Here is a 23,916-nt window from a genome sequence, read left to right as displayed (position 1 = left end):
GAACTATGTGCGTGCGCACGCGTCAAGTAAGCTGCCGAGGTGAGCGCTTCCACCGAGAGTGATCCGCGGCCGTCCCCCGACCCCGACGACCCCGGTGTGCAGGCCTGGTCGCTGGTCCTGCGCGCCCACGCCGCGCTGGTGCCGGTGATCGGGCGCGAGGTCGAGCGCGGCGCCGGGGTGCCGCTGAGCTGGTACGACATCCTGCTCGAGCTGAACGCGGCGCCGGAGCGCCGGCTACGGATGCAGGAGCTCGGCGCCCGGGTCGTCCTGTCCCGCTCGCGGATCAGCCGGCTGGTCGATGACATGGCGGCCGACGGTCTCGTCCGCCGCGACCCCGACCCACAGGACCGGCGCTCCTCCTTCGCCGTGGTGACCGACGACGGCCGGGCGGCACTGCGGCGCGCGGCACCGGTCTACCTCGGGGCGATCCGCCGCCACTTCGCCGACCACGTGCGACCCGAGGAGCTCGCCGCCCTGCGCGACGCCCTCACGCGCGTCCTGGCGCCCCACGAGGGCGGGTGACGTCAGGCGAGCACGAGCCGCGCCGTCATCTCCCGGCGGCTGCCGACGCCGAGCTTGGTGAAGACGACCTTGAGGTGGTCCTGCACGGTGTGCGGTGACAGGTGCAGCGTCGCGGCGATCGCCCGCGTGCTCGCCCCCTGCAGCACGAGGAGGGCGACGTCCTCCTCGCGGGCGGTGAGGCCGTGGGCGGCGAGGGCGAGCCTGCTGAGTGCGGCGCGCGAGGTCGGCTCGACGGTGACGACGACGTCGCTGCTCCCGGGCGGCCCGGCGAGCGCCGCGGCGCGCAGGCTCAGCCACCGCCCGGACCCGGCCTGCGCCCGCGTCTCGGTGTGCTCGCCGCCGGTCCGGGTGGCGGCGACGACCGCGAGCAGGTTGGCCGGCAGCGCGCCATGGTCCCAGCCGCCGAGCTCGTCGATCGTCGCGCGGGCGGCCGGCGTCAGGTGCGTGACCCGGTTCCCGCCGTCGACGATCAGCACCGCCGGACCCGCCGCGTCGGCGCCCGGCCCGCCCGGTGGACACCCGAGCGCGAACAGCCGCCGCTGGACCGCCTCGGCGACGAGCTCGCCCACCGCGCCGAGCGCCTCGGCCTCGGCGCGGGCGAACGGCGGCTCGTCCCGGCCCCGGGAGAGCGCCATCGCCGCCCACGGGGCCCCACGCCCCAGGAACACCACCCGCAGCTCGTCGGTGAAGCCGAAGCGCGGGAAGAGGAACTCGCGGTGGCGCCGGCAGAGCTCGGGGTGGCCGTCGGTGTCCAGCGAGAGCACGCCGACCGGCGGCCGCCGGGTGGCGATCTCGGCGAACGAGTTGACGTCCGGCGGCCCGTACTCGAGCGCGGCCCACTCCTCGTCGCCGACGCCGAGGTCCCGCGTCTTGGACGCCCAGGTGACCAGCCCGGTGGCCGGGTCGGTGGCGGCGAAGCACGCGAAGTCGAAGGGGACGTGACGGGCCACCGTCCGGTAGACCGCCTGGGCGAGCGCCGGCAGGTCGGACGCTGCGTCCATCGCGGCCCCGAGCCGGTCGGCCAGGGCGCGCTGCGGGGGAGCCATGCACTCATCGTGAGCGTCGCCGGCCCGAGATGGAATACCCAGCGTGACAATCCCCAGGTTCTTGGGATGTGGGCCCCCCGCTCGGCTTAGCACGCTCTCGGCCATGGACAACGCTGCGTACATCGCCGACACCGACCACGCCGACAACACCGACCACTGCTGGTGGGACCACACCCGGGCGCGCTGGGTGCCCGCCGAGCGTCCGCTCGTGGACGTCCGCGACATGGTCGTCGTCCACACCGCCCTGCTCCGGGAGTTCCGTCTCGCGCCCGCCGTCGTCGCCCGGGTCCCGGCGGGAGCCCGACGGGCGGCCGTCCGCGTCGACCGGCACCTCGGCCTGCTCTGCGACCTGCTGCACCACCACCACGCCGGGGAGGACGAGCTCCTCTGGCCCCCGCTGCGCGCGCAGGCCCCGGCCCGCGCGGGTGCCCTGCTCGCCGAGGCCGAGGCCCAGCACGAGGGGCTCGACCGTGCGCTCGGCTGCGTGGCCGACGCCCGGCGTGCGTGGGTCGAGCGGGCCGACGTCGACGCCCGCGACGCGCTGATGGCGGCGCTGCGGGAGCTGCACCGGCTGCTCGCCGAGCACCTCGACACCGAGGAGCGCACCCTGCTCCCCCTCGCGGCCGCCCACCTCACCGAGGCGCAGTGGCGCGCCGTCGGCGAGGCCGGCGCCGCCGCGGTGCCGGCGAGCGCGATGCTGCTCGTCTTCGGGATGTTCGCCTACGAGGGCGACCCGGAGGTCCTCGCCGGGATGCTCGCCGAGGCCCCGGCGCCCGTCCGCGCGCTCGTGCCCCGCCTCGCTCCCCGGGTCTACGCCCGCCGCGCCGCCCGGATCCACGGCACCGCCCGTCCCTGATCCCGGGTCGCGCTCCACCGCGGACGGACGCCCCTCAGGACGACGCCGGCACCTCGCGACGGACGGCGCGGCTCGCTGCCGCAGCGGGGTGCCGCAGGAGCATCTGCCGCCCGACCAGGACCCCTCCCCCGGCCACGAGCATCGCGACCGCCGCGACGACCCACGCCGTCGCGAACGACATCCCGGTGGCGAGCAGGCCGAAGCCGACGGGGCCGAGGCACCCGCCCGCGTACACCCCGACCTGCACGATCGCGGTCGCGGCGGCCGGGGCGGTCGGGTTGAGGCGCACCACGGCGAACTGCAGCAGGCCGGGCCACGACCATCCGAGCCCGAACCCCAGAACGGTGCCCACGACCAGCGCGACCGACCCCGGCACCGCGAGCAGCACGACCCCGGCCGCGCCGAGCAGCAAGCAGCCGGCGACCACGGCGACGTGCCCGCCCGCGCGACGGTCGGCGAGCCATCCGTGCACCATCCGCATGATCACCGCGACGACGCTGCCGAGCGTCAGCACGAGGCCGGCGGTGCCCGGCGCGACGCCGCCGTCGACCGCCGACGCCACCAGGAAGATGCTCAGGCCGGTCGAGCTCGCGGCGCCGAGCCCCGCCGCGGCGCCGATCACCGCGAGGGCCCCGGTCGCGCGGTCGGCGGCGCGGTCGCCCGAGCGCTCCTCCGGGCCCGCCCCGCGGGGCGCGGCGACGAGGGCGGCCAGGGCGATGCCGGCCGCGATCACGTAGGCCCAGCGCCAGCCGACCGTCAGGCCCACCGCGGGCACGGCGAGGCCCGCGAGCAGCGTCGCGAGGGGCACGCACGCCTGCTTGACCCCGAACGACAGCCCGAGGCGCGCGGGCGGCATCGCGCGGGCGAGGGTGAGGTTCGTGCTGAGCTGGCCCATGACGTTCGTCCAGGCCCCGAGCAGGACGATCGCCACGACGGCCGCGTAGCTACGGGCGAGCCAGGCGGTGAGCAGCATGGCGATCGCCGCACCGACGAGCGCGATCCGGCTCGTCCGGCGTGAGCCGAGGCGTTCGACGAGCTTCCCGACCGGCAGCGACACCAGCGCCGACACCCCGAAGTACGCGGACACCACGAGTCCCAGCGCCGCCGGGTCGAACCCGAGCTCGTCGCCGATCTGCACCGACAGCGCCCCGAGCAGGAACACCGGCAGCACCGTCGCGGTCGTGATCGCGACGGCGCCGGACCCGACCCTCAGCGCCGACTGCTCCGTCATCGTTGAGCAACGCTAACGGAGTACCGGACGCACGGGGCCGTTCCGGGCGAGGGTCACGTCCCGGGGACCGACGCCCTGACCTCAGACCAGCGCGGTACCGATCAGCCCCTTGCGGGTCACGAGCCCGGCGAGCTCCGCCTCGCCGAGGTCGTCCGTGCCGTCCGGCCGACGGGGCAGGACGAGGTAGCGCGACTCCGCGCTCGCGTCCCACACGGTGATCCGGGTCGCGGCGGGCAGCTCGACACCGAACTCGCGCAGCACACCGCGTGGGTCGCGGACCACCCGCGAGCGGTAGGCCTCGCTCTTGTACCAGCCCGGCGACGGCCCGAGCAGCGCGATCGGGTAGCAGGAGCAGAGCGTGCAGACGACGACGTGGTGCTCGTCCGGGCCGTTCGCCATCACCGTGAGCTTCTGCTCCTGCAGCGCGCCGCCCATGGAGTACCCGAGCTCGGCGATCGCGGCGGTCCCGTCGGCCAGCAGCCGCTCGCGGTAGCCCGGGTCGGCCCAGGCCCGGGCGACGATCGCCGCACCGTGCGCCGGCGAGCCGCCGGCGGCGAAGGCGTCGATGCGCTCGTCGACCTCGCCGGGTGCGAGCCACCCGCGCTCCTCGAGCAGCGCCTCGACGTGGCGCACCTGCGCCGCGACCGGACTACTCGCGTGGTCGCCGCTCATGACCTGCTCCCGTCGGGTTCGAGGTAGTCCTCCCAGAGCTCGACGACGACGGCGTGCTCGCCGTCGCCGAACAGCTCGCTCGCCGGGAACCGCACGTGGTAGACGGCCCGCGGCGCCGACCCGAGCCCGCGGGCGCGCTCGTCGGCGAGGGGGTGGTGCCCGGCCGTGGCGACGATCTCGCCGCGGGCCCCGCGCGCGTAGCGCGGCAGCCGGGTGTGGCCGGGCGGGTCGGCGATGCGGGTGCGGACGCGGTCGCCCGCGACGAAGCGGTCAGGCACCGGCGAGCTCCTCGGGCGTCGCGATCCCCTTCTCGGCGAGCAGGGTGGTGATCGCGAGGAACCACTTCTCGTAGTACGTCGACGCGAGGTAGTCCTGCGGCGGGATGCGCTCGATCGCGTCGCGGAACTCGTCGAGGTTGTAGACGCCGCGGCGCAGCATCGCCCCGTTCAGGGCGACGACGTGCGCCTCCCAGTCGGCGTGAAACGGCGGCTCGTCGGGCTCCTCGACGATGGCCGGGAACCCGACCATCCCGCCGACGTCGTTGATCCTGCTCACGGGTCGTTCCTACCGGAGCGCGCGTCAGCGCGGCAGGTCCACCGTCATGCGGACCGTCGTCCCGAGGTCCGGGTCGCTGTGCACCCGGACGAGGTCGCAGAGCTGGTGGGCCAGGTGCAGCCCGTACCCCCGGCCGTCGGTGGGTCCGCAACCGCGCCGGCCCACGAGCGGGTCGGCGATCCACCCGCTGTCCTGGATCTCGCAGACGACGGCGGCGGCCCCGGTGGCGGTCCGCTCCCGCGTCCACAGCGCGAGCAGGCCGGGACGCCCGGTGTGCAGGACGGTGTTGACCGCGACCTCGTAGGCCGCGAGCGCCAGGTCGCCGGTCCGGGCCCGGTCGAGACCGGCGCGCAGTCCGTGCTCGGCGACGGCCGTGCGCACCACCCGCGGCCCGGTCGGGGCGTCGAAGACGAGCGTCTCGCCGAGCTCCACCGGCTCGTCCAGGGGCCCGCTGAACCACTGGGCGAGCTCGGCCGGGTCCGCGTAGCGGTCGCTCGTCGCGGTCGCGCCGTTCTCGATCACCACGGGGTGGGTCCGTGCCGCGTCGGCGATCCAGGTCGGGTCGAGCGCGCTCGTGTCGTACGGGCAGAGGACCGCGACCGGGCGGTCGGCCAGGGCGACGTTGATGAGCGCCTCGTGCTGGACGGCCGCCGCGTACTCGTCCGGGCCGCGTCCCGCCCAGATCGGCTCGCCGATGATCCGGACCTCGTCCTGGTCGGCGTGCTCGTCGGCGAAGGCCCGCAGGACGCTCGCGATGATCCGACCGGGGTTGCGGCCCGCGACCGTCATGTCGTGGAAGGCGACGTCGGCGGCGTCCGGCCCGAGCCCGTCGCGGACGAGGTCCAGCCGGCTCGGCGGGGCCGCCATCATCACCGGGCTCCCCGCCGCGATCCCCTCGCGCAGGAACGGGACCGTGCCCGCGACGTACGCGGCGTCGTCGCCGTAGAACAGCGCAGGGTGGACCAGCCCACCGGACCCGGTCCGGCGGTGTCGGCCCTGCTCAGGGACTCCTCGCACTCCGTGACACCCGGGGTTGACGACAGTGGCGCCGTCATCATGCACGCTCGGCCGCCCGCCACCGGCGGTTTCCCCGCACGCTCGGCGAGCGGTACCGGCGGATGGAGGATCCCTCACGCCCGACGTGGCGAGTGCTCACGGCACGTGGCGACGAGCACGCTCACCGGAGCCGCGGTCGGGACGGTCCGCGCCAGGCGCAGCCCGGCGCGCGCGAGGAGCTCCGCGTACTCCCGTTCGGTGCGCTCCCGGCCGCCGACGAGCGCGAGCATGAGGACGTCGAGCATCTTGCCGACGTGCGGCTCGTCGCCCTCGGGGAGCACCGTCTCGAGGACGAGCACCTGGCCGTCGGGCGCCATCGCCGCGCGCACGACACGCAGGATCGTGACGGCGTCGTCGTCCTCCCAGTCGTGCAGGACGCTGGAGAGCACGTAGCAGTCGGCGCCGGCAGGAACAGCACGGAAGAAGTCACCGGGGACGACCTCGGCCCGGTCGCCGACGAGCGCAGCGGCGCCGGCCACGACCTCCGGGCGGTCGAGCACGACCGCCCGGATACCGGGATGGCGGGCCAGGACCGCGGCGACGAGCTCGCCCCGCCCGCCGCCCACGTCGACGAGCCGACGGACCCCGGCCAGGTCGACCGCGTCGAGGGCGGCGGCGACCAGATGACGGGCACGGCTGCCCATCGCGCGATCGAAGCCCGCAGCCCGGTCCGGATACGTCGCGAGGTAGGTCCACCAGTCGGTGCCGTGGTGGGCGTCGAACGACGGCTTCCCGGTGCGCAACGAGTACCCGAGGTCGCCGAACGTCCGTCGGTACTCCGGCGACCCCCAGTTGCGGGCGTGGTCGCGCATCGACCCGGGGACGTCGGTGCGCAGCGTCCCCGCCAGGTCGGTGAGCCCGAAGCAGCGCGGCGCCACCTCGGTGAACACCCCGGCGGACGCCAGCGCGCGCAGGACGCGGTGGAGCGCGCCGGGGTCGACACCCGCCGCGGCGGCGAGGTCACCGACCTCGCGCGGACCGTGCGCGCACAGGTCGGCGACGCCCAGCTCGGCGACGACGGACACGAGCTGCGCGGTCACCGAGCCGTAGAGCAGCCGCATCATGCGCAGTGGTGGCGCCTCCGGCGGCATGACCGGATGGTGACGCGACCTCGACCGGGCCACGAGCCGCCGAACGCGCGCTGTCGTTCCCCCGACGGTGCCCTCAGGGCGACGTGTCCTCGCCGTTCTGCGCCGCGAGGTGCGCGGCGGTGTCGCAGTAGTGACGGAAGGCGCGCACGCGGCCCCGGTCGTCGAAGGTCCAGAGGTGGAGCTCGTCGTCGTGGAGCCGGCCGCCGCCGGGCAGGTCGAAGTCGGCGACGATCTGCGCGACGACCTGGTCGCCGGTCCCGATGACGTCCCGGACCTCGAAGGACCGGACGGTCCAGGTGCCGATGGTGCCGAAGAACCCGGCGACGTCGGCGGGCCCGCGACGGGCCCGGAGGTGCTCCACGCCGGACTCCTGGCCGAAGTTGCGCGGCCAGACGTCCCAGGCGACGTCGTCGGCCAGCGTCGCGAGGATCGCGGGGACGTCACCGCGACCGAAGGCCGTGTAGATCCCCGCGACGGTGGCCGCGTTCGTGGTGGTGGGGGTGGCGGAGGTGGCTGACGTGTCGGTGCTGGTCATGGACGTCACGGTCGCGCCCGCGCCCCATCGGCACATCGGTCGAACGACCTATGCGGGCAGCAGCCCGTGCTCGACGGCGAACACGGCGGCGCCGGCGCGGGTGCGGCGCCCGGTCTTGTCGTAGACGTGGGCGAGGTGGTGGCCGACGGTGCGCTCGGAGACGCCGAGGTCGGTCGCGATCGCCCGGTTCGACAGCCCCCGCGCCGCGCGTCGAAGAACGTCGACCTCGCGGTCGGTGAGCCCGCACGGCCAGGCCCGGGGCAGCGGCGCCAGTCCGGCACCGTCGACGACGGCCCCGACCGCGTCGGCGTCGAGCCGGCCCGCCGCGACCTCGTCGGCCAGCACGCGCCGGGCGGCGTCGTCGGCCATCGCGGGCCGGTGCGGCCGGGGCTCGCGGCAGGCGGCGAACACGTCGGCGGCGGCGAGCAGGCGCGCCGCCCGTGGGAGGTCGCCGGCCGGGACGCCGCGGTGGTAGCCGCTGCCGTCGCAGCGCTCGTGGTGGCCCGCGGCGGTCTCGGCGTAGGTCTCGAGGCCCGGACAGCGGCGCAGCACGCGCTCGGTCCAGTAGCTGTGCAGCCGGACCCGCTCCTGGTCGTGAGCGCTCAGGGAACCGGTGCGGTCCCACACCGAGCTCGGCACGGCCGTGCGCCCGAGGTCGTGCAGCAGGGCCGCAGCACGCAACGCGGCGCGGGCGCCGTCGTCGAGGCCGGCCGCCGCGGCGGCCCGGTCGGCCACGGCCGCCACGTGCGGGGAGTGCCCGACGAGATGGGTGCCCTTGAGGTCGGCGACCACGGCGAGGGCGCGGCACAAGGACTCGAGGCCCTCGGCGCCCACCCGCGCGCCGGGCCCGGGCTCGGCGGCCAGGACGGCCGCGAGGAGATCCGGGACGTCGAGGGCCGCCAGCAACGCCTCGGCGTCGCGGGCGAACGCCGCGGCCAGGGCCGGGTCGAGGTGCCCGCCGGCGCGACGCGTCACCTCCGCGGCCACGGCCGCCGCGTCGCCGGTCTCGGCGTGCACGAACACCGCCTGCTCGGCGACGTGCACGACCCGTGCCGGTCGGCTCAGCTCGTCGCCGCGGCGACCGGTCGGGATGCCGAGCCCGTCCCACCGCTCGTAGACGTCGTCGAGCGCGTCGAGCACCGCCGGCGGCATGCCGAGTCCGCCACCGAGCGCCCGGCTCACCTCGCAACCGGTGCGCGCGGCCAGCGGCCCGACGGTGGCCGCGATCCGACCGAACGTCGCCGCGAGCTCGCCCTGGCGAGCCGGCACCCAGTTCCCGAACCGGGCGAGCTGGGCGGCGAACACGCTCGGATCCCCGGGGTCGAGACGCTTGAGCGCCGCCTGGAACGCGGTGTCGTCCACGAAGTACGCCGCGTTCTCCGGGGCGAACGCCGTACAGCCGATGGAGCGCAGCAGGGCGGCCCGGAAGACGGTCGCGCGGTCCTCGAGGGACATGTCCAGCCCGCCGGCGAAGGCCGTCGCGAGCACACACGTGCGCAGGCCCTTCTCGACGGGCACGCCCGAGGCCAGATCCGTGGTCAGCGACAGCGCCGCCAGCACTTCCGCCGTCCGGATCACCGACCCACGGTAGGGGCTCAGCCCGGCCGGACCCACCCCGTCACGAAGGCGAACTGGTCCTCGAACCGCAGCACCGGGTCGTTGCGGTACGCGTGGCGGAACTGCTCGATGCCCTCGCGCAGCTCGTCGTCGGAGAACTCGGAGAGCACCGACATGTACCGGGACTCGAGCATCCGCACGTAGCGGTCCCGGTCGATCGCGGCGTGGAAGGTCCGGTAGCTCACCGACGCGCGCAGGCCGACGGCCCCGACCTCCTCGGCGATCGCGTCAGGGGCCGGCTGGAGCTGCTCGAACCGCTCGTGCGCCGCGCGGAACAGCGGGTGGTGGATGCTCTGCGGGAGCATCACGATCAGCAGCCGGCCGTGGCGTGAGAGCAGCCCGCCGAGGCCGGCCAGGGTCGCCCCGCGGTCCGCGACGTGGTGGATCGACTCCTTGAGGATGACCGCGTCGAGCGGGGTGCCGTCCGGCAGCGGGACCTCCCCCGACGCGAGGTCCTCGGCCCGCCCGACCAGCGGCCGCAGGCGCGGCGAGGCCGGGAGCTGGTCGAGCATCGCCGGCACGGGGTCGACGCAGAGCACCGGGCGGGCCGGCTCGACGTACTCGCAGAGCCGGCGCGTGTAGAGGCCGGTCCCGCACCCGACGTCGGCGATGGCGTCGGAACTGGTCAGCCGCAGCGCGTCGGCCATGGCCGCGGCGAACCGACGCACGTAGTCCGGGTCGTAGGTCCAGTGCTCGTTGTAGCTGCCGGCAACGCGCTCGTAGTGCTCGACGGTCTGATCGGTCATGGCAGGCACCCACTCGCAGGCTCCGACGGCGACGTTCGGGCGACAGGGTGACACGTCCGCGGGCGAACGGAGAGGATGGCCGAGGCACTGGGGGCGATCGGCGACCGGGCAGGGGCTGACGCGATGACGACGACGGGCTCGATCACCGGCCGGGGCATGACCCTGAGCGACATCCTGGCCCGCTGGTCGCGGGTCACCCCGGACGCGGTCGCGTTCGTGGACGCCGCCGACGGCGTCCGGCGCACCTATGCGCAGGCCGACGACCGGATCACCCGGCTCGCCAACACCCTCGCCGCCGACGGCGTCGTACCCGGCGACCGGGTCGCGGTGATCGGCCTCAACGGGGTCGCGCTGCTGGAGTCGTACATCGCGGTCCTGCGGGCGGGCGCGATCTGCGTCCCGGTCAACTTCCGGCTCGTCGCCGGGGAGGTCGCGTACACGCTGAACGACTCCGGCGCCGTCGTGGTCGTCGCCGACACCGCCACGGCCGACGTCGTGCGCGAGGCCCGGCCCGACGTTCCCGGTCTGCGCCGTGTGATCACCATCGGGGGCGACCTCGAGGACGTCCTCGACGCCGCGGACCCGACCTACCGCGAGCTCGCGACCGCCGACGACACCACCGCGTTCATCATGTACACGTCGGGGACCACGGGCGCCCCGAAGGGCGCGATGCTGACCCACCGGAACCTCTACCTGCACGCGTTCTCGTCGACCATGCACCTCGGCGGGCCCGGCGGGCCGGGCGTGTGGCTGTCGGGCACGCCGCTGTTCCACATCGCCGGCGTCGCCGGCTTCCTGCCGGCGCTGTTCGCGGGCGGCACCACGGTCATCCCGACCTCGGGCGGCTTCGACCCCGACGCGACGCTCGCGATCCTCGAGCGCGAGCGCGTCACGGGGTGCTTCTTCGTCCCGGCCCAGTGGGCGGCGATCTGCGCCCGGCCCGACGTGGCCGAGCGCGACCTCTCCGCGCTGCGCAAGTGCTCGTGGGGTGCGGCACCCGCGTCGACGACGCTGTTGCGCACCATGATCGCGACGTTCCCGGACGCCGAGATCGTCACCTCGTTCGGCCAGACCGAGTGCAGCCCCGTCACCACGACGCTGCGCGGCGAGGACGCCGTCCGCAAGATCGGCTCCGTCGGCACACCGATGATCAACGTCGAGGTCCGCGTCGTCGACGACGCGATGGAGGACGTCGCGCCCGGCGAGGTCGGGGAGATCGTCTATCGCGGGCCGCTGGTGATGTCGGGCTACTGGAACAAGCCCGAGGAGACCGCCGAGGCGTTCCGCGGCGGGTGGTTCCACTCCGGCGACCTCGTGCGGCAGGACCCCGACGGGTACTACTACGTCGTCGACCGCAAGAAGGACATGATCATCTCGGGCGGCGAGAACATCTACTGCGCCGAGGTCGAGAACGTGCTGGCCGGCCATGCCCAGGTCGCCGACGTTGCGCTCATCGGCGTCCCCGACGACCGCTGGGGCGAGACCCCGCTCGCGGTGGTCGTGCCGACGGACCCGGCCGATCCCCCGACCCTCGAGGCCCTCGACGAGCACTGCCGCACCCAGCTCGCCCGCTACAAGCGCCCCCGCCGCCTCGCGATCGTCGACGCCCTGCCGCGCAACGCCACGGGCAAGGTGCAGAAGACGGTGCTGCGCGAGCGGGAGGTCGCCGGGTCGCCGACGGCGCCCGAGGCGGTCTCCTGAGCCGCGCTCGTCGCACCGCAGGCACGCGCTCGCGGTGGACGAGGCGCCCGTGATCTCGGCCGTGCCGAGGTCGCCGACCCGGGGACTACTGTCTGGTATCGCTCGCCTGGCGAGCGATACCAGCCAGTAACCGGGCCGCCGCCCTCGCCACCGATCGCCCGACCGCTCTGGTGACACTCCCGCGAGATCGATCTGGAGAGGTCCCCCACCGGCTCCCCGCCCCGACGTCCCCTCGGCGCCGGGCCGGGTGCCGGCCCCTCACGCGGGTGGCGTCAGCCCGTACCGCGCGATGACGTCCGGGAGCCACTCGGGCTGCCCGAACTCCACGCCGTAGCGTCCGGCGAGGTCGATCATCGCGTCGGGCGAGGGCGGACCGTCGGCCAGGAGCTCCGACAGCTCGACGAAGAATCCCTCGAACCCGGCCGGCGAGATGACCTCGATCATCCGGGCGTCACGGTCCCCGGCGTTCCACATCGTGTGGAGCTCGCCGCGAGGCTTCACGATGTAGCCGCCGGCGCCGAGGACGACCTCACGATCCTCGGAACGGAACCCGATCTCGCCGTCGACGACGATCGAGTACTCGTCCTCCCGCGTGTGCCGGTGGGGCGGCACGAGGGCGCCCACCGGGAACGGGTGCTCGACGATCGCGAGCGCACCACCGCTGTGGCGGCCGCCCAGCTTGAAGTCGACCCCGATCGGGCCGAGGTCCCCGCGGGGTCCCTCACCGGGTCGCACCACGGTCAGGGGCAGGACGTGCGTCATGGTTCGTCTCCTCTCTCAGGGCACCAGGACCGCACGGCCGTGGGTGCGGCCGTGCTCGAGGTCGTCGAGGGCGTCGGCGAACGCCTCCAACGGGTACGTGCGGGTCCGCACCTCGACGTCCCCGCTCGCCGCCAGGGCCATCAGTTCGCGCAGGTCGTCGTGCGTGCCGACCGCGTTGCCCACGACGCTGATCTCCGGCAACACGAGGTGCAGCGTCGGGACGGTGAGGGTGCCTCCGTAGCCGACGGCGAAGTACGTTCCGCTGGGGCGCACCATGGCGAGCGCCGTGCCGACGGCGTCGCCCTCGCCGACGAAGTCGAGCACCGCTTCCGCGCCCGCGCCGCCGGTGAGGCGCTGCACCTCCTCCACCGGCTGCTCGCCCACGACGTGGTGCGCCCCGCAGTCGCTCGCGAGCTTCAGCGCCTCCGGGTCCGGATCGACGGCCACCACCTCCGCGGGCGTGTAGGCACGCAGGCACTGGACGGCGATGTGCCCGAGCCCGCCGATGCCCTGCACGACGACCCGCGTCCCGGCCCCGAGCAGCGGGATCGCCTTGCGGACGACGTGCATGACGGTCAGCCCGGCGTCGGCGTGCGGGGCGACCGCGACCGGGTCGAGGGCGGGACCGAGCGGGAGGACGCCGCGGTCGGTCGTCCGCAGGAGCTCGGCGAAGCCGCCGTCGCGGTTGAGCCCGGTGAAGTCGAGGCCGCGCGCGCAGCGCATGTCGTCGCCGATGCGGCAGGCGGCGCAGCTCCCGCAGCTCTGCTGGGGATAGCAGATGACGGGGTCGCCGACGCCGACGTTCTCGACCGCGGTGCCGACCTCGTGCACCCAGCCGCTGTTCTCGTGCCCGAGGGTGAAGGGCAGCTCCACCGGCACGAGCGGCGCGAACCAGCCCTGACCGATGTGCAGGTCGGTGCGGCACACCCCCGCCCCACCGATGCGCACGACGACGTCGTGGGGACCGGTCGCGGTCGGCTCGGGCACCTCCTCGAGGCGGGGACGCTCGTCGTAGGCGTGCAGGCGGACGGCCTTCATGGCTCCTCCTCGGGCCGGGGCGTGAGGGCCGCCAGCCTGCGGAGGACCGGTCGCACGGCGGTCGCAGCGCGGTCGCACGGGGGTCAGCCGGAGACGGCCTCCAGCCGGCGGGACCAGCCCGGCATCCCGAGATCGGCGAACGCGACCCGGGCCGCATCGGCGAACGGGCGAGCCGCCGCCCGGTCGCCGCGACGGTGGTGCATGAGCGCCTCGTCGTGGTCGACGACGGCGCGCAGCGGCCGGGCGCCCTGGTCCTCGAGCGCACGACGGGCCGCGGCGAACCACCGGCCCGCCTCCTCGGGACGGTCGTCGAGCGCGCACAGGCGGGCCAGTGCCAGTCGGGCGTCCGTCATCGGGAACCGGAAGTCCGCGGGCAGTGCCTTGTCCCGCAGCGCCGCCTCGACGACCGCGAGGTGGTCGCGGCGGTCGAGCAACCACAGCGTCTCGGCGAGCTCGCAGGCGGTCCGCCCGTAGTTGGGCGCCCACGCCGGGGCCCGTTGCAGGGCGTGGACCGGCCGCGACAGCAGCCGAAGAGCGGCCGGCCCGTCGCCCCGCCGGGCGTGGATGCGCGCGCCGATCCCGTCGATCGCCGCGCTGCCCCAGTGGCGTTCGGGTCCGGGCTCCATCCACGGCCGGAACGCGGCGAGCCGTTCGGCCCACCCGCTGTCGAGGGCCATGGTCAGGGCGTCCTCGACGCCCTGGTGGTGGAGCAGCTGCCAGCCGAGACCCAGACCGGGGAGGCGGTCGACGAGCGACGCCGACCGTTCGATCTCGCGGGCGGCCTGCGCGAACTCGCCGAGCGCCACCAGGGCCCGCCCGGCGCTCGACCGGCAGTAGACCTCCCACGCCAGCTGGCCCCGCGCCTGCGCGGCGTCCGCCTCGTCGGCGAAGCGTGTCGCACCCGACGCGTAGTCGCCGACCAGGTACGTCGCCACGGACGGGTCCCCGGCGGCCTCGGCCGGGATCCGTTCACGCCGCCCGTAGATCGCGGCCACGGCGTACCGGGCGAGGTCGCCGCGCCCGGCGAGCCGGCCGGACCGGTGCAGGACCTCCAACGCCGCGCGACGGCCCGGCAGGTCGAGGGGCATCCCGGGGTGGGCGGGGTCGTCGGCCTCCCGGCGGTCCAGGTCGAGCACGGTGAGCGCGGCCCGGCTGCCGGGATCGGCGTCCTCCCCCGCCACACGCAGGCCGATCGGCGCGAGCGTCCAGGCGTGACGGTTGCTGCCGGCGGTGGCGAGGACAGTGGCGACGTCCGCGGCCGCGCCCGCGCGCCAGCAGGGATCGGCCTGGTCGTCGGCCAGGACCTCCCGGGCGACCGCCGCCGCGTCGTCGAACCGCAGCGACCACGCGAGTGCCACGGCCCGCTGCACGGCGAGCCCCGCCCGGCGCCCGTCGCCCGCGGGCAGGAGGTCGAGGGCGATGCGCAGGAACGCCGCCTGCTCGTCGTGGGCGCCGGCGCCGCGCGCCTGCTCCGCCGCCTCGAGTGCCGGCGCCACCCCGGCGTCGACCCCGGCGAGCGGGACCGCCCGGTGGTACTGCACGGCGACCTCGGCGGCGCCCGGCCCGGCCCCCGGTCCGGCGCCACCGGCCCGCGCCGCGGCCATCGCGTCGCCGAGGGCCCGGTGCAGCCGGAGCCGACGCGACGGGTTGAGCGCCTCGTAGACGGCGTGCCGGATCAGGGCGTGGGTGAAGTCGTACCGGTCGGGCTCCCTGCCGACCACGACGAGGCCGGCCGCGAGCGCCTCGTCGAGCGCCGTGAGGGCGTCATCGGTGGCCACGCCCGCGACGGACCGGACGGGCTCCCACGGGAACGGGCCCTCGATCGCCGCGGCCGCGTCGAGCAGACGGTTCGCCGCGGCCGACAGACGCCGACGCCGACGCGCGACCACCTGACGTGCGCCGTCCGGGGTGCCGGTGCCCGCGAGGTCCGCACGGAGACGCCCGTCGGGACCGGCCCTCAGCGCACCCGTCTCGCCGAGGTGCCGCGCGATCTCGCGGGCGAAGAACGGGTTGCCACCGGTCTCGGCGGTGATCGCCGCGGCGAGGTCGTCGGACGGCCGGGCTCCGGCGATCGCACCGAGCAGGTCGGTCATCGCGGGCACGTCGATGCCGCCCAGGCGGAGCACGGAGCACTCGGTCTCCGTGCGCATCGCGGCGAGCGCGGCGTCGAGCGGATGGTCGGTGTCGACATCGTGCTCGCGGTAGGCGCCGACGACGAGGACCGGGACGTCGACGGTGCCGCGGGTGACGTGCCGCAGCAGGGCGGCCGTGTCCGCGTCGGCCCAGTGGAGGTCGTCGAGCAGCAGCACGAGCGGGACGGTCCGGGCGAGGCCGGCCACGTGCCGGAGCACGCCGTCGAACACCCGGGCCCGCAGCTCGTCGGCCCGCAGACCGTCCCCGGCGTGGTCCGGGGCCAGCACCGCCGGCCCCAGCGCCTCGGCGAAGGGGTGGAACGGCCGGGCACCCGCGCCCTCCAGGCACCGGCCGCGGAGCACCGTCGCCGCGGTCGAGCCCGCGAGCTCGGCGAGCAGGCGGCTCTTCCCGATGCCCGCCTCGCCACCGACGAGGACCACCGCCCCGCGGCCCGTCGCCAGCCCGTCCACGTGGGCGAGCAGCGATCCGAGCTCGCGGGCGCGGCCCACGCACGGTGTCGGGACCCGGCCCGGGGCGGGCTCGCGACGGATGACGATCGGGCGCAGCTCGACGTCCTGCCGCAGGATCGCCGCCTCCGTCGCGCGCACCTCCGGCCCCGGCTCGACCCCGAGCTGGTCGGCGAGCACCCGGCGCAGGCGGTGGTAGGCGGCCAGCGCCTCCGCCTGCCGCCCGTCCCGGTAGAGCGCCAGCATCAGCTGGTTCCACCGGCGCTCCCGGAGCGGGCACCGGTCGACGAGGGTCTCCGACTCGGTGACCGCCTCGTGGTGTCGGCCGAGGGCGAGCAGGACGGCCACACGGTCCTCGCGGATCGTCTCCCGCAGCTCCTCGAGGCGGGCGGCCTCGCCGCGGGCGAACGGCAGGTCGGCGAACTCCTCGAGGCTCGGCCCCCGCCACCGGGCGAGGGCGTCGTCGAGGAGCACCAGGGCCTCCGCGTGATCACCTGCCCGCTCCGCCTCACGAGCACGGGCCACGGCCCGCTCGGCGGCGACGACGTCGGTCTCGCCCGTGAACAGATAGCCGGGCGACCGGGTGACCACCGCGAGCCCGGTGCAGGGCCGGGTCGAGCGCCGCAGCCGCAGGACGTGGTTCTGCAGCGTCTTCCCCGCCGTCCGCGGTGGCGCCTCCCCCCAGAGCGCCTCGATGAGACGGCCTTCGGACACGACCTGCCCGGGGTGGAGGGCGAGCGCGGCGAGCAACCGGCGCTCCTTCGCGCCGTGGAGGTCGACGACGGCGTCGTGGTCCTCGACCTCCAGCGCCCCGAGAAGACGTACCCGTGCCGACACACCGTCAGCGTCACGCGTGACGGACCGAAGTCCAGCGTCCGAACGGGCGATGCCCACGAGCCACGTTGCCCACGCATGGTGGTCGTCATGTCTTCTTCCTACGACGACCTCACGGCGCTCTACATCAACACCACGCTCAAGCGGTCACCGGAGCGCAGCCACACCCAGGGCCTGATCGATCTCAGCGTCGGGGTGATGGAGCGGCAGGGCGTGCGGGTGAGCACCCTGCGCGCCGTCGACCACGACATCGCCACCGGCGTCTGGCCGGACATGACCGAGCACGGGTGGGCGACCGACGAGTGGCCGGCGATCTACGAGCAGGTGCTCGCCGCCGACATCCTCGTGCTCGCCGGCCCGATCTGGCTCGGCGACAACAGCTCGGTGACCAAGTGCGTCATCGAGCGCCTCTACGGGTGCTCGCACCTGCTCAACGACGCCGGGCAGTACGCCTACTACGGGCGGGTCGGCGGGTGCCTGATCACCGGCAACGAGGACGGCGTGAAGCACTGCGCCATGAACGTCCTCTACAGCCTCCAGCACCTCGGCTACACGATCCCGCCGCAGGCGGACGCGGGGTGGATCGGCGAGGCCGGGCCCGGGCCGTCGTACCTGGACCCGGGGTCGGGCGGCCCCGACAACGACTTCACCAACCGCAACACCACGTTCATGACGTGGAACCTGCTGCACGTCGCGCGGATGCTGCGCGACGCCGGCGGCATCCCGGCCCACGGCAACCAGCGCTCGGAGTGGGACGCCGGATGCCGCTTCGACTTCGTCAATCCCGAGTACCGCTGAGCCATGTCTTCCAGGGCCTCGAGGAGTGCGGTGGTGCCGATGCCGGCGCGCCGCCCGAGCGCTCGTGGCGCCATGCGATGACGGTAGGACCCCGACGCTGCGTCAGGGGCAGGAACGCGCGCGGGCGATCAGGTCGTCGAGGTGCCGGTAGACGTTGCGGCGGCAGCAGCCGCCCGGGCAGCCCCGCGCCGGGGCGATCGCGGCGACGACGGCGCCGACGTCGAGGTCGACGACGCGCACGGCAGCCGGCAGCGAGCGCTGCCGGACGTGCGCGGCGACAGCGGCCAGACCGGCGTCGGGGTGGAAGGTCACCCGTGTGGTCAGCACCGGACCACCGGACACGCGAAGGCCGCCGCCGCGGGACCCGCGGCGGCGGCTCGGGGATCGCGCATGCTCAGCGTTCGTAGACCGCGGTGATCGTCGCCCGGGCCAGGGTGTGGCTGAACAGGTTGAACCCCAGGAACGCCGGGGACGCGCCCCGCGGGATCCCGAGCGTCGGCACGTCGACCGCGTGCACCACGAAGTAGTAGTGGTGGACGCCGTGCCCTTCGGGCGGCGCCGCCCCGAGGTACTGGTGGATGCCGGCGTCGTTCGGGAGCGTGATCGCCCCCTGCGGCAGCCGGGAACCGTCCGGGTCCCCCGCGCCGGCCACGAGCTCCGTCGCGTCGGCGGGGAGATCGGCGACCGCCCAGTGCCAGAAGCCGCTGCCCGTCGGTGCATCCGGGTCGTAGCAGGTGACCGCGAAGCTGCGGGTGGCCGTCGGGAACCCGTGCCAGCGCAACTGCGGCGTCCGGTCCTCCCCGCCCGGCACACCCATGATCGCGCTGGTGTGCGGCGGGGCGAGCGGGGTGCCGTCGGCGATGTCGGTGCTGGTGAGCGTGAAGGTCGGGACCTCCGGGAGGAAGGTGTAGGGGTCGGGCGGAGCGAGAGCTGTGGTCATCGATGTCTCCGTGCTCAGAGGGTCTTGGCCAGCTCGGTGGCGATGTACTCCGCCTGCCGCGTCGCCAACGCGACGATCGTCAGGGTCGGGTTCGCCGCGGCACCGGTCGTGAAGACGCTGCCGTCCGCGATGAACAGGTTCGGGACGTCGTGGGCGCGCCCGAACCGGTCCACGACGCCGTCGCGGGGCCGCTGGCTCATCCGGGCGGTCCCGAGGTTGTGGGTCGACGGGTAGGGCGGCGTCTCGATCGTCTTGTGCGCGCCGACGGCCTTGTAGACCGACGCGCCCTGGCGCTGGCCGTGGGCCCGCATGGCGACGTCGTTCGGGTGGTCGTCGAAGTGCACGTTCGCGACCGGCAGCCCGTGCTGGTCGTTGACGTCGCCGGAGAGCGTGATCCGGTTGTCGGCCCGGGGCATGTCCTCGCCGACGATCCACATCCCGGCGGTGTTGCGGTAGCCGTCGAGGAGGTCGCTGATGTGGCTGCCCCAGCGACCCGGGGCGATGAACTTCGCGAGGAACGCGGGGCCGAGGGAGATCGTCTCCATGTAGTAGCCGCCGACGAAGCCGCGGTCGGTGTCGAGACGCGACTCGTCGGCGATGACACCCGCCATCGTCTCGCCCCGCCACATCCGCACCGGCTTGTCGAACTGGCCCCAGACGGTGCCGGTGGTGTGGCGCATGTAGTTGCGCCCGACCTGCCCGGAAGAGTTCGCCAGCCCGTCGGGGTGCTGCGCCGAGCCCGAGAGCAGCAGCAGTCGGGGCGTCTCGATGGAGTTGCCGGCCACGACCACGACCGCGGCGCGCTGGCGGCGCAGCGTCCCGTTGCGGTCGATGTAGAGCACGCCCGTCGCCCGCCCCGAGGCGTCGTGCTCGATCTGCGCCACGTGGCTCTCGGGCCGCAGGTCGAGGTTGCCGGTCTTCTCCGCCTTGGGCAGCTCGGCCACCAGCGTCGACCACTTCGAGCCGTGCTTGTCGCCCTGGAAGTTGAAGCCGTCCTGCAGCGTCGCCGGACGCCCGTCGTAGGGCTCCGCGTTGGTCGCGTACGGGCCCGTCGAGTAGTAGCGGTACCCGAGCTTCTCGGCGCCGTTGGCGAAGACCTTGTAGTTGTTGTTCGCCGGCAGCGGCGGGCGCCCGTGCCGGTGGGTCACCCCCATCTTGATCTCGGCCTTGTCGTAGTACGGCTCGAGCTCGGACAGCGCGATCGGCCAGTCGAGCAGGCTGGCGCCGTCGAGGTCCCCGTAGGTCGACCGCGCGGTGAACTCGTGGGCCTTGAACCGGGGGCACGCCCCCGCCCAGTGGGTGGTCGTCCCGCCGACGGCCTTCACGAGCCAGGCCGGGAGGTTCGGGAAGTCCTTCGCGACCTGCCAGCTCCCCGACGTCGTGCGGGTGTCGCCCCAGGCCATCTGCGCGAAGGCCGGCCATTCGTCCTGGTGGTAGTCGGGCCCGGTGAGGTGGGGGCCGGCCTCCAGCACCACGGTCCTGAAGCCGCGCTGGCAGAGCTCGTTGGCGACGGTGCCGCCGCCGGCCCCGGAGCCGACCACCACCACGACGTCGGAGTCGTCGTACTCGAATCGGGTCATGACGCCGGCACCTCTTCCTCGAACTCGATCTTGGGGTCGGGCAGCCAGTCGAGGTCGTCGAAACCGCGGTCGACGTAGCCGCCCTTGTCGTAGGACGGGCCCTCGTAACCGAGCAGGTCCCACACCTCGGGATCGCTGTAGAGGGTCACGACCGCGCTGTTCACGATCGCGGTCAGGAACGGCGCGCCGTCCGCCCCGCGGAGCACCGCGCCGGCGGTCTCGGCGTCGAGCTCGGCGAACGGCGCATCGCGTTGTGCGTCGAGATCGACGAGCCCTTGCAACAACTGGGCGAGGAATCGGGGATCGCTCCCCGCCTCGGCGATCACCGCATCCGCGGCCCGTTCGTAGGGGCCCCGCGGGAACGTGCTGTGCGGAAAGGCCGCGTACACCACGTTCACCAGGGTCTGGCGTTCTTGCGCCGACAGCAGATTGCTTCCCACCGCACCTCTCCTGTTCTTCTCTTCCGTTCCGTTCCTGCCGCAGGGCAGCGTCGATCGACCGGCGTCCCGGGAACGCGTGGGACGTCGGTGGGTGTGGTGGTGGGGTCGAACTAGTTCGTCGGCGGGCTCTCGGCGGGCAGCCGGATCCCGTAGCGGGCGATGCGCCGGTAGATCGTGGAGCGGCTCATGCCGAGGCGGGCCGCCGCACGGGCGGGGGTCGCGCCGGGCTCGGAGAGCGAGCGGACGATCTCGTCGCGCTCCAGCGTCTCCATCCGCGTCAGCTGGTGGTGCCCGCCGGTGAACACCTCGGGCGGCAGGTCCCGCTCGGTGACGACGTCGGTGCGCGCGACGGCGCGGCGCACCACCGCGCGCAGCTGCGCGACGTTGCCCGGCCAGTGGTACGCCGTGAGCACCTGCTCGGCGGCGGGCGTGAACCGGACGTCGCGCCGCGCGTCGCGGGCGAACCAGCACGCGAGGGGCACGACGTCGTCGCGGCGGTGCCGCAGCGCCGGCAGCTCGACCACCGTGCCGACGAGGGGTCGCAGGGCCTCGGGCACCGCCGCCGGGTCCTCGGCAGTGATCGACAGCTGGTCGCCTCCCCGGACCCGCTCCGCGAGATCGCCGGCGACCCAGGCCGGGAGCTGGTCGGCGCGTCCGACGATCACGCTCGTCCCGGGTTTGGCCAGCTCAGGCGACCACAGCGACCACCACGACGCCACCTGCTCCGGTTCCGGCGGTCGGACGTGGAGCACACGCCGGCCGCGGTGGTGACGGGTGTGGGCACCGCCCAGCAGGGCCCCCTTGCCGACGCCCGCCTCGCCCACCACCGCGACGCCGAGCCCGGCCAGCAGGGCCGAGCCCACCCGCTCGGCCGCGCTCCGCCAGTCGGACCCGAGGTCCTCGAGGCGCGGCGCGTCGTCCTCGACGAGCCCGCGGCGCACCGGCACCACCCGTCCCCGGTTGGCCGGCCGCGCCTCGCGGCCGTGACCGCGCGCCAGCATGAGCGCCTCCGTGGTGCGCGCGGCCGTGCGGGCCAGCGCGAGCAGGAGGTTGTACGACTGCTGGGACCAGGTCGTGAGGTTGACGCTGCCGACCAGCTCGCCCGTGACGGGGTCGGCGACGGGCGCCGCGGCACACGTGTAGCCCCAGAGGCGCGTGCAGTAGTGCTGGTCGGCGCGCACGAGCGTCGGCACGCGGTCGGCGAGGGCGAGACCCAGTCCCGTGGTGCCGGTGGTGCGTTCCGAGTAGTCGAATCCCGGCGCGAGCGACACGGCGTCGAGCGCGCCGAGCAGCACGCGGTCGTCGCAGACGCGATTGAGGACGAGACCGTCGGTGTCGGTCAGCATGAGGCTCACCGGTTCGTCGGCGAGCGTCTCGTGCAGTTCGGTGAGGACCTGGTGACCGGAATCGAAGAACAACGACTGGTGGTCGACCGCGCCGGCGTACTCGGGATTCACCGAGTCCACGGAGACGCCGTAGTCCGCGCTGCGCTTCCAGGACGCGACGAGACGGCGCGGCAGCACCGCGAGATCGCGACCGCGGGTGGTCGCGATCTCCTCGCGTTCGCGGTGATCCGTCTCGGTCATCTCGGCCTTTCCCCTGCGCGCCGTCGCGCCTCGGAACGCCATCGACTGTGGCAGAAACGACATCCGAGGGAAGGGCCTCGCAGTGTCAACCTGAGACGGTCGCCGGGAAGGCTCGTGATCGTCCGACGGGACACCCGCGGGGCACGCGCGCTCGACACGCGCCCCGCGAAGGTCTCCAGCGACACGAGGTGAGGCTAACCTCACACGAGACGGTGGAGATAGCCCCGATGTCGCGCCCGGTTCAGGCGGCCTGCACGACCTGGCCGCGGTAGCTCTCGATGATGTCCATGAACTCCCGGCGCTCCGGGTCGGGCACCCCGAGGAAGTTCAAGGTCGCGTCGATCTCGGTGGAGACGGCGTCGAAGCCGGCCGTGTCGATGCTGAGCTCGTCGTGCGCCTTGACCATGTCGTCCCCGAAGTAGCACTTCGGCCCGCCGGCGGCCTCGATGGACCAGGCCGTGACGAGGAACTTGTAGCCGGGCGCGTTCGCGGGGTCGCCGTGGTGGGCCTTGACCGCGTCGTTCGCGTTCACCGCGGCGTTGGCGAAGAGCCGGTCGACCAGCACGTCCACCGCGCCCGCGATCGCGTACGTCCCGCCCAGGCGCTCGTACAGGGTCTGCTCGGCCATGGGTGTCCCCTCCCGTCGTCACCGCCGGCGATGTGGTGGTCCGGCAGCGTGATCGGGGTCACTGTGGACGCCTCCGCCGTGCCCGGTCAATGGTGCGCAACCGATCTCGTGGTCGGCCGGGGTCGCGCCGGTGATCACACGACCCCGATGGCCTCTGGCCCGGGCGGGCTCGGCGTGGCAGCGTTCCCGGCGTGGACATCGGACCCGTCCGTCAGCGATTCACCGCCGAGCCGATCAACTCCCCCGTGCCCGGAGAGGAGTCGTGGCGCCCCGAGCCGGCTCCGGAGACCGCCGTCGAGGCCACGTCGGACCGCGTCCCGGTGCCCGAGGCACCCGCCGCACCGTCTCGGTGACGATCCCCCCGCTCGATCCGGCACGACGGGACGTCCTCGACGTCGCGCCCGCGCCAGATCTGCCGCACCCGATCCTGGGGTGGCGCACCTGGCGCGTGGGGCGGCGGGCGCAGCGCCGCACGGAGCTCATCGCCCCGCTCGCCGGCCTGCCCTGGCCGTCGCGGCAGCCGATGATCGCCTTCTGCGCGTCGCCCACCCACTCGCCGCCGGGTGACCGCTGTGGGTGCGGGCTCTACGCCGTGCCCGACCCCGGGACGCTGGACTGGGGCCCGTCCGACCACGAGGTCCTGGGCGTCGTGGCGCTGTGGGGCCAGATCGTCGAGGGCACCCGTGGATGGCGCGCCTCGCACGGCTACCCCCGCTTCGTCGTCACCGGCCCCGGCATCGCCGAGGAGCAGCGGGCCGCCCTCGCACGCCGGTACGGGGTGCCGGTGCACCGCGCCGACGTCCCGCCCCGGGCGCTCGCCGCGCTGTGGAGCGCCGACCGCGGTGTGGCCGACGCGCTCCGCCAGGGCTCGGAGGCCGACGTCGCGGCGCTGCTCGCCGCGGAGATGCCGGAGTGGGAACGCCGGTGGCGGGCGGAACAGGCGTCGACCGAAGCCCGCGCGTGCCGCCGGTCGCGGTGGCACTCGCTGCGGAGCGTGCTGCAGGGTCGCTGAGCAGGGTCGCTGATCCTGGAGCACGGGACCGACCGACAGCACAGCAGGGGAAGCCGATGATCCAGACCTG

25 protein-coding genes are annotated in these 23,916 nt (G+C 74.6%); 6 read left to right on the top strand and 19 right to left on the bottom strand.

Annotation, left to right across the window (positions count from 1 at the left end; genetic code table 11):
- The first annotated feature begins 39 nt into the window (after positions 1–39).
- Positions 40–522, top strand: a complete 483-nt coding sequence (locus tag ACR9E3_RS17905) for a MarR family winged helix-turn-helix transcriptional regulator (protein WP_460381843.1) — start codon at positions 40–42, stop codon at positions 520–522.
- Between the two features lie 2 nt (positions 523–524).
- Here ACR9E3_RS17905 and ACR9E3_RS17900 read toward each other — a convergent pair whose 3' ends face one another.
- Positions 525–1,568 (bottom strand): helix-turn-helix transcriptional regulator, encoded by a 1,044-nt coding sequence (locus ACR9E3_RS17900; protein WP_460381841.1) that lies wholly within the window; start codon positions 1,566–1,568, stop codon positions 525–527.
- 103 nt (positions 1,569–1,671) lie between these two features.
- On the opposite strand from ACR9E3_RS17900, the gene ACR9E3_RS17895 reads away from it, so the two are divergent.
- A complete protein-coding gene (locus ACR9E3_RS17895) occupies positions 1,672–2,424 on the top strand; it encodes a hemerythrin domain-containing protein (protein ID WP_460381839.1) in 753 nt (250 codons plus the stop codon).
- 34 nt (positions 2,425–2,458) lie between these two features.
- Here the strand turns inward: ACR9E3_RS17895 and ACR9E3_RS17890 are convergent, their stop codons facing one another.
- The 9 genes from ACR9E3_RS17890 to ACR9E3_RS17850 all read right to left on the bottom strand — a co-directional run bounded on the left by ACR9E3_RS17890 (position 2,459) and on the right by ACR9E3_RS17850 (position 9,927).
- Complete coding sequence (locus ACR9E3_RS17890) at positions 2,459–3,655, bottom strand: MFS transporter (protein ID WP_460381837.1); 1,197 nt, start codon at positions 3,653–3,655, stop codon at positions 2,459–2,461.
- 81 nt (positions 3,656–3,736) lie between these two features.
- On the bottom strand, positions 3,737–4,327 hold the full coding sequence (locus ACR9E3_RS17885) for a nitrile hydratase subunit alpha (protein WP_460381835.1): 591 nt from the start codon (positions 4,325–4,327) through the stop codon (positions 3,737–3,739).
- Positions 4,324–4,605 (bottom strand): SH3-like domain-containing protein, encoded by a 282-nt coding sequence (locus tag ACR9E3_RS17880; RefSeq protein WP_352232081.1) that lies wholly within the window; start codon positions 4,603–4,605, stop codon positions 4,324–4,326. Before ACR9E3_RS17880 ends, ACR9E3_RS17885 begins: the two co-directional genes overlap by 4 nt.
- Positions 4,598–4,882 carry a hypothetical protein gene (locus ACR9E3_RS17875; RefSeq protein WP_460381833.1) on the bottom strand — a complete coding sequence of 95 codons (285 nt, stop codon included), beginning with the start codon at positions 4,880–4,882 and terminating at the stop codon, positions 4,598–4,600. Before ACR9E3_RS17875 ends, ACR9E3_RS17880 begins: the two co-directional genes overlap by 8 nt.
- Positions 4,883–4,906: 24 nt before the next feature.
- Positions 4,907–5,899 (bottom strand): anti-sigma factor RsbA family regulatory protein, encoded by a 993-nt coding sequence (locus ACR9E3_RS17870; protein WP_460381831.1) that lies wholly within the window; start codon positions 5,897–5,899, stop codon positions 4,907–4,909.
- 113 nt (positions 5,900–6,012) lie between these two features.
- Positions 6,013–7,029 carry a methyltransferase gene (locus ACR9E3_RS17865; protein ID WP_460381829.1) on the bottom strand — a complete coding sequence of 339 codons (1,017 nt, stop codon included), beginning with the start codon at positions 7,027–7,029 and terminating at the stop codon, positions 6,013–6,015.
- Between the two features lie 73 nt (positions 7,030–7,102).
- Positions 7,103–7,564 (bottom strand): nuclear transport factor 2 family protein, encoded by a 462-nt coding sequence (locus tag ACR9E3_RS17860; protein ID WP_460381827.1) that lies wholly within the window; start codon positions 7,562–7,564, stop codon positions 7,103–7,105.
- A 48-nt stretch (positions 7,565–7,612) separates the two neighbouring features.
- Positions 7,613–9,142 (bottom strand): HD domain-containing phosphohydrolase, encoded by a 1,530-nt coding sequence (locus tag ACR9E3_RS17855; protein ID WP_460381825.1) that lies wholly within the window; start codon positions 9,140–9,142, stop codon positions 7,613–7,615.
- A 17-nt stretch (positions 9,143–9,159) separates the two neighbouring features.
- A complete protein-coding gene (locus ACR9E3_RS17850; protein ID WP_460381823.1) occupies positions 9,160–9,927 on the bottom strand; it encodes a class I SAM-dependent methyltransferase in 768 nt (255 codons plus the stop codon).
- A 75-nt stretch (positions 9,928–10,002) separates the two neighbouring features.
- Between ACR9E3_RS17850 and ACR9E3_RS17845 the strand changes: the two genes are divergently transcribed.
- Complete coding sequence (locus tag ACR9E3_RS17845) at positions 10,003–11,628, top strand: long-chain-fatty-acid--CoA ligase (RefSeq protein ID WP_460381820.1); 1,626 nt, start codon at positions 10,003–10,005, stop codon at positions 11,626–11,628.
- A 258-nt stretch (positions 11,629–11,886) separates the two neighbouring features.
- On the opposite strand, the gene ACR9E3_RS17840 is transcribed toward ACR9E3_RS17845, so the two are convergent.
- The 3 genes from ACR9E3_RS17840 to ACR9E3_RS17830 all read right to left on the bottom strand — a co-directional run bounded on the left by ACR9E3_RS17840 (position 11,887) and on the right by ACR9E3_RS17830 (position 16,865).
- Positions 11,887–12,390 carry a cupin domain-containing protein gene (locus ACR9E3_RS17840; protein ID WP_460381818.1) on the bottom strand — a complete coding sequence of 168 codons (504 nt, stop codon included), beginning with the start codon at positions 12,388–12,390 and terminating at the stop codon, positions 11,887–11,889.
- Positions 12,391–12,405: 15 nt separating this feature from the next.
- On the bottom strand, positions 12,406–13,428 hold the full coding sequence (locus ACR9E3_RS17835; protein ID WP_460381816.1) for an NAD(P)-dependent alcohol dehydrogenase: 1,023 nt from the start codon (positions 13,426–13,428) through the stop codon (positions 12,406–12,408).
- An 83-nt stretch (positions 13,429–13,511) separates the two neighbouring features.
- A complete protein-coding gene (locus tag ACR9E3_RS17830; RefSeq protein ID WP_460381814.1) occupies positions 13,512–16,865 on the bottom strand; it encodes a BTAD domain-containing putative transcriptional regulator in 3,354 nt (1,117 codons plus the stop codon).
- Positions 16,866–16,952: 87 nt separating this feature from the next.
- Between ACR9E3_RS17830 and ACR9E3_RS17825 the strand changes: the two genes are divergently transcribed.
- On the top strand, positions 16,953–17,660 hold the full coding sequence (locus ACR9E3_RS17825) for a flavodoxin family protein (RefSeq protein WP_460381812.1): 708 nt from the start codon (positions 16,953–16,955) through the stop codon (positions 17,658–17,660).
- A 102-nt stretch (positions 17,661–17,762) separates the two neighbouring features.
- Here ACR9E3_RS17825 and ACR9E3_RS17820 read toward each other — a convergent pair whose 3' ends face one another.
- The 6 genes from ACR9E3_RS17820 to ACR9E3_RS17795 all read right to left on the bottom strand — a co-directional run bounded on the left by ACR9E3_RS17820 (position 17,763) and on the right by ACR9E3_RS17795 (position 22,834).
- The gene (locus tag ACR9E3_RS17820) at positions 17,763–17,987 is read right to left on the bottom strand and encodes a hypothetical protein (protein ID WP_460381810.1); all 225 of its coding nucleotides are present in this window, start codon (positions 17,985–17,987) and stop codon (positions 17,763–17,765) included.
- Between the two features lie 67 nt (positions 17,988–18,054).
- On the bottom strand, positions 18,055–18,600 hold the full coding sequence (locus tag ACR9E3_RS17815; RefSeq protein ID WP_460381808.1) for a YbhB/YbcL family Raf kinase inhibitor-like protein: 546 nt from the start codon (positions 18,598–18,600) through the stop codon (positions 18,055–18,057).
- Between the two features lie 14 nt (positions 18,601–18,614).
- A complete protein-coding gene (locus ACR9E3_RS17810) occupies positions 18,615–20,180 on the bottom strand; it encodes a GMC family oxidoreductase (RefSeq protein ID WP_460381806.1) in 1,566 nt (521 codons plus the stop codon).
- Entirely contained in the window at positions 20,177–20,620 is a 444-nt protein-coding gene (locus tag ACR9E3_RS17805) for a hypothetical protein (RefSeq protein WP_460381804.1), read from the bottom strand. The genes ACR9E3_RS17810 and ACR9E3_RS17805 overlap by 4 nt, the downstream gene beginning before the upstream one ends.
- 110 nt (positions 20,621–20,730) lie before the next feature.
- On the bottom strand, positions 20,731–22,206 hold the full coding sequence (locus tag ACR9E3_RS17800) for an AAA-type ATPase lid domain-containing protein (protein WP_460381802.1): 1,476 nt from the start codon (positions 22,204–22,206) through the stop codon (positions 20,731–20,733).
- 241 nt (positions 22,207–22,447) lie between these two features.
- Complete coding sequence (locus ACR9E3_RS17795; RefSeq protein WP_460381800.1) at positions 22,448–22,834, bottom strand: group I truncated hemoglobin; 387 nt, start codon at positions 22,832–22,834, stop codon at positions 22,448–22,450.
- Positions 22,835–23,025: 191 nt separating this feature from the next.
- Between ACR9E3_RS17795 and ACR9E3_RS17790 the strand changes: the two genes are divergently transcribed.
- Both ACR9E3_RS17790 and ACR9E3_RS17785 read left to right on the top strand, forming a co-directional pair.
- On the top strand, positions 23,026–23,187 hold the full coding sequence (locus ACR9E3_RS17790; RefSeq protein ID WP_460381798.1) for a hypothetical protein: 162 nt from the start codon (positions 23,026–23,028) through the stop codon (positions 23,185–23,187).
- A complete protein-coding gene (locus ACR9E3_RS17785) occupies positions 23,184–23,846 on the top strand; it encodes a hypothetical protein (RefSeq protein WP_460381796.1) in 663 nt (220 codons plus the stop codon). Before ACR9E3_RS17790 ends, ACR9E3_RS17785 begins: the two co-directional genes overlap by 4 nt.
- Positions 23,847–23,916 lie beyond the last annotated feature (70 nt).

It is taken from the genome of Actinomycetospora sp. C-140 (genome assembly GCF_054796175.1).
This window is presented reverse-complemented; position numbering and strand designations above follow the sequence as displayed.

Bases quoted from the DNA above. Each gene is read 5' to 3' on its own strand.
- ACR9E3_RS17800 (WP_460381802.1), bottom strand. From the start codon at position 22,206: ATGACCGAGACGGATCACCGCGAACGCGAGGAGATCGCGACCACCCGC.
- ACR9E3_RS17885 (WP_460381835.1), bottom strand. From the start codon at position 4,327: ATGAGCGGCGACCACGCGAGTAGTCCGGTCGCGGCGCAGGTGCGCCAC.
- ACR9E3_RS17845 (WP_460381820.1), top strand. From the start codon at position 10,003: ATGGCCGAGGCACTGGGGGCGATCGGCGACCGGGCAGGGGCTGACGCG.
- ACR9E3_RS17865 (WP_460381829.1), bottom strand. From the start codon at position 7,029: ATGCCGCCGGAGGCGCCACCACTGCGCATGATGCGGCTGCTCTACGGC.
- ACR9E3_RS17795 (WP_460381800.1), bottom strand. From the start codon at position 22,834: ATGGCCGAGCAGACCCTGTACGAGCGCCTGGGCGGGACGTACGCGATC.
- ACR9E3_RS17850 (WP_460381823.1), bottom strand. From the start codon at position 9,927: ATGACCGATCAGACCGTCGAGCACTACGAGCGCGTTGCCGGCAGCTAC.
- ACR9E3_RS17815 (WP_460381808.1), bottom strand. From the start codon at position 18,600: ATGACCACAGCTCTCGCTCCGCCCGACCCCTACACCTTCCTCCCGGAG.
- ACR9E3_RS17860 (WP_460381827.1), bottom strand. From the start codon at position 7,564: ATGACCAGCACCGACACGTCAGCCACCTCCGCCACCCCCACCACCACG.
- ACR9E3_RS17890 (WP_460381837.1), bottom strand. From the start codon at position 3,655: ATGACGGAGCAGTCGGCGCTGAGGGTCGGGTCCGGCGCCGTCGCGATC.
- ACR9E3_RS17840 (WP_460381818.1), bottom strand. From the start codon at position 12,390: ATGACGCACGTCCTGCCCCTGACCGTGGTGCGACCCGGTGAGGGACCC.
- ACR9E3_RS17900 (WP_460381841.1), bottom strand. From the start codon at position 1,568: ATGGCTCCCCCGCAGCGCGCCCTGGCCGACCGGCTCGGGGCCGCGATG.
- ACR9E3_RS17825 (WP_460381812.1), top strand. From the start codon at position 16,953: ATGTCTTCTTCCTACGACGACCTCACGGCGCTCTACATCAACACCACG.
- ACR9E3_RS17810 (WP_460381806.1), bottom strand. From the start codon at position 20,180: ATGACCCGATTCGAGTACGACGACTCCGACGTCGTGGTGGTGGTCGGC.
- ACR9E3_RS17835 (WP_460381816.1), bottom strand. From the start codon at position 13,428: ATGAAGGCCGTCCGCCTGCACGCCTACGACGAGCGTCCCCGCCTCGAG.
- ACR9E3_RS17895 (WP_460381839.1), top strand. From the start codon at position 1,672: ATGGACAACGCTGCGTACATCGCCGACACCGACCACGCCGACAACACC.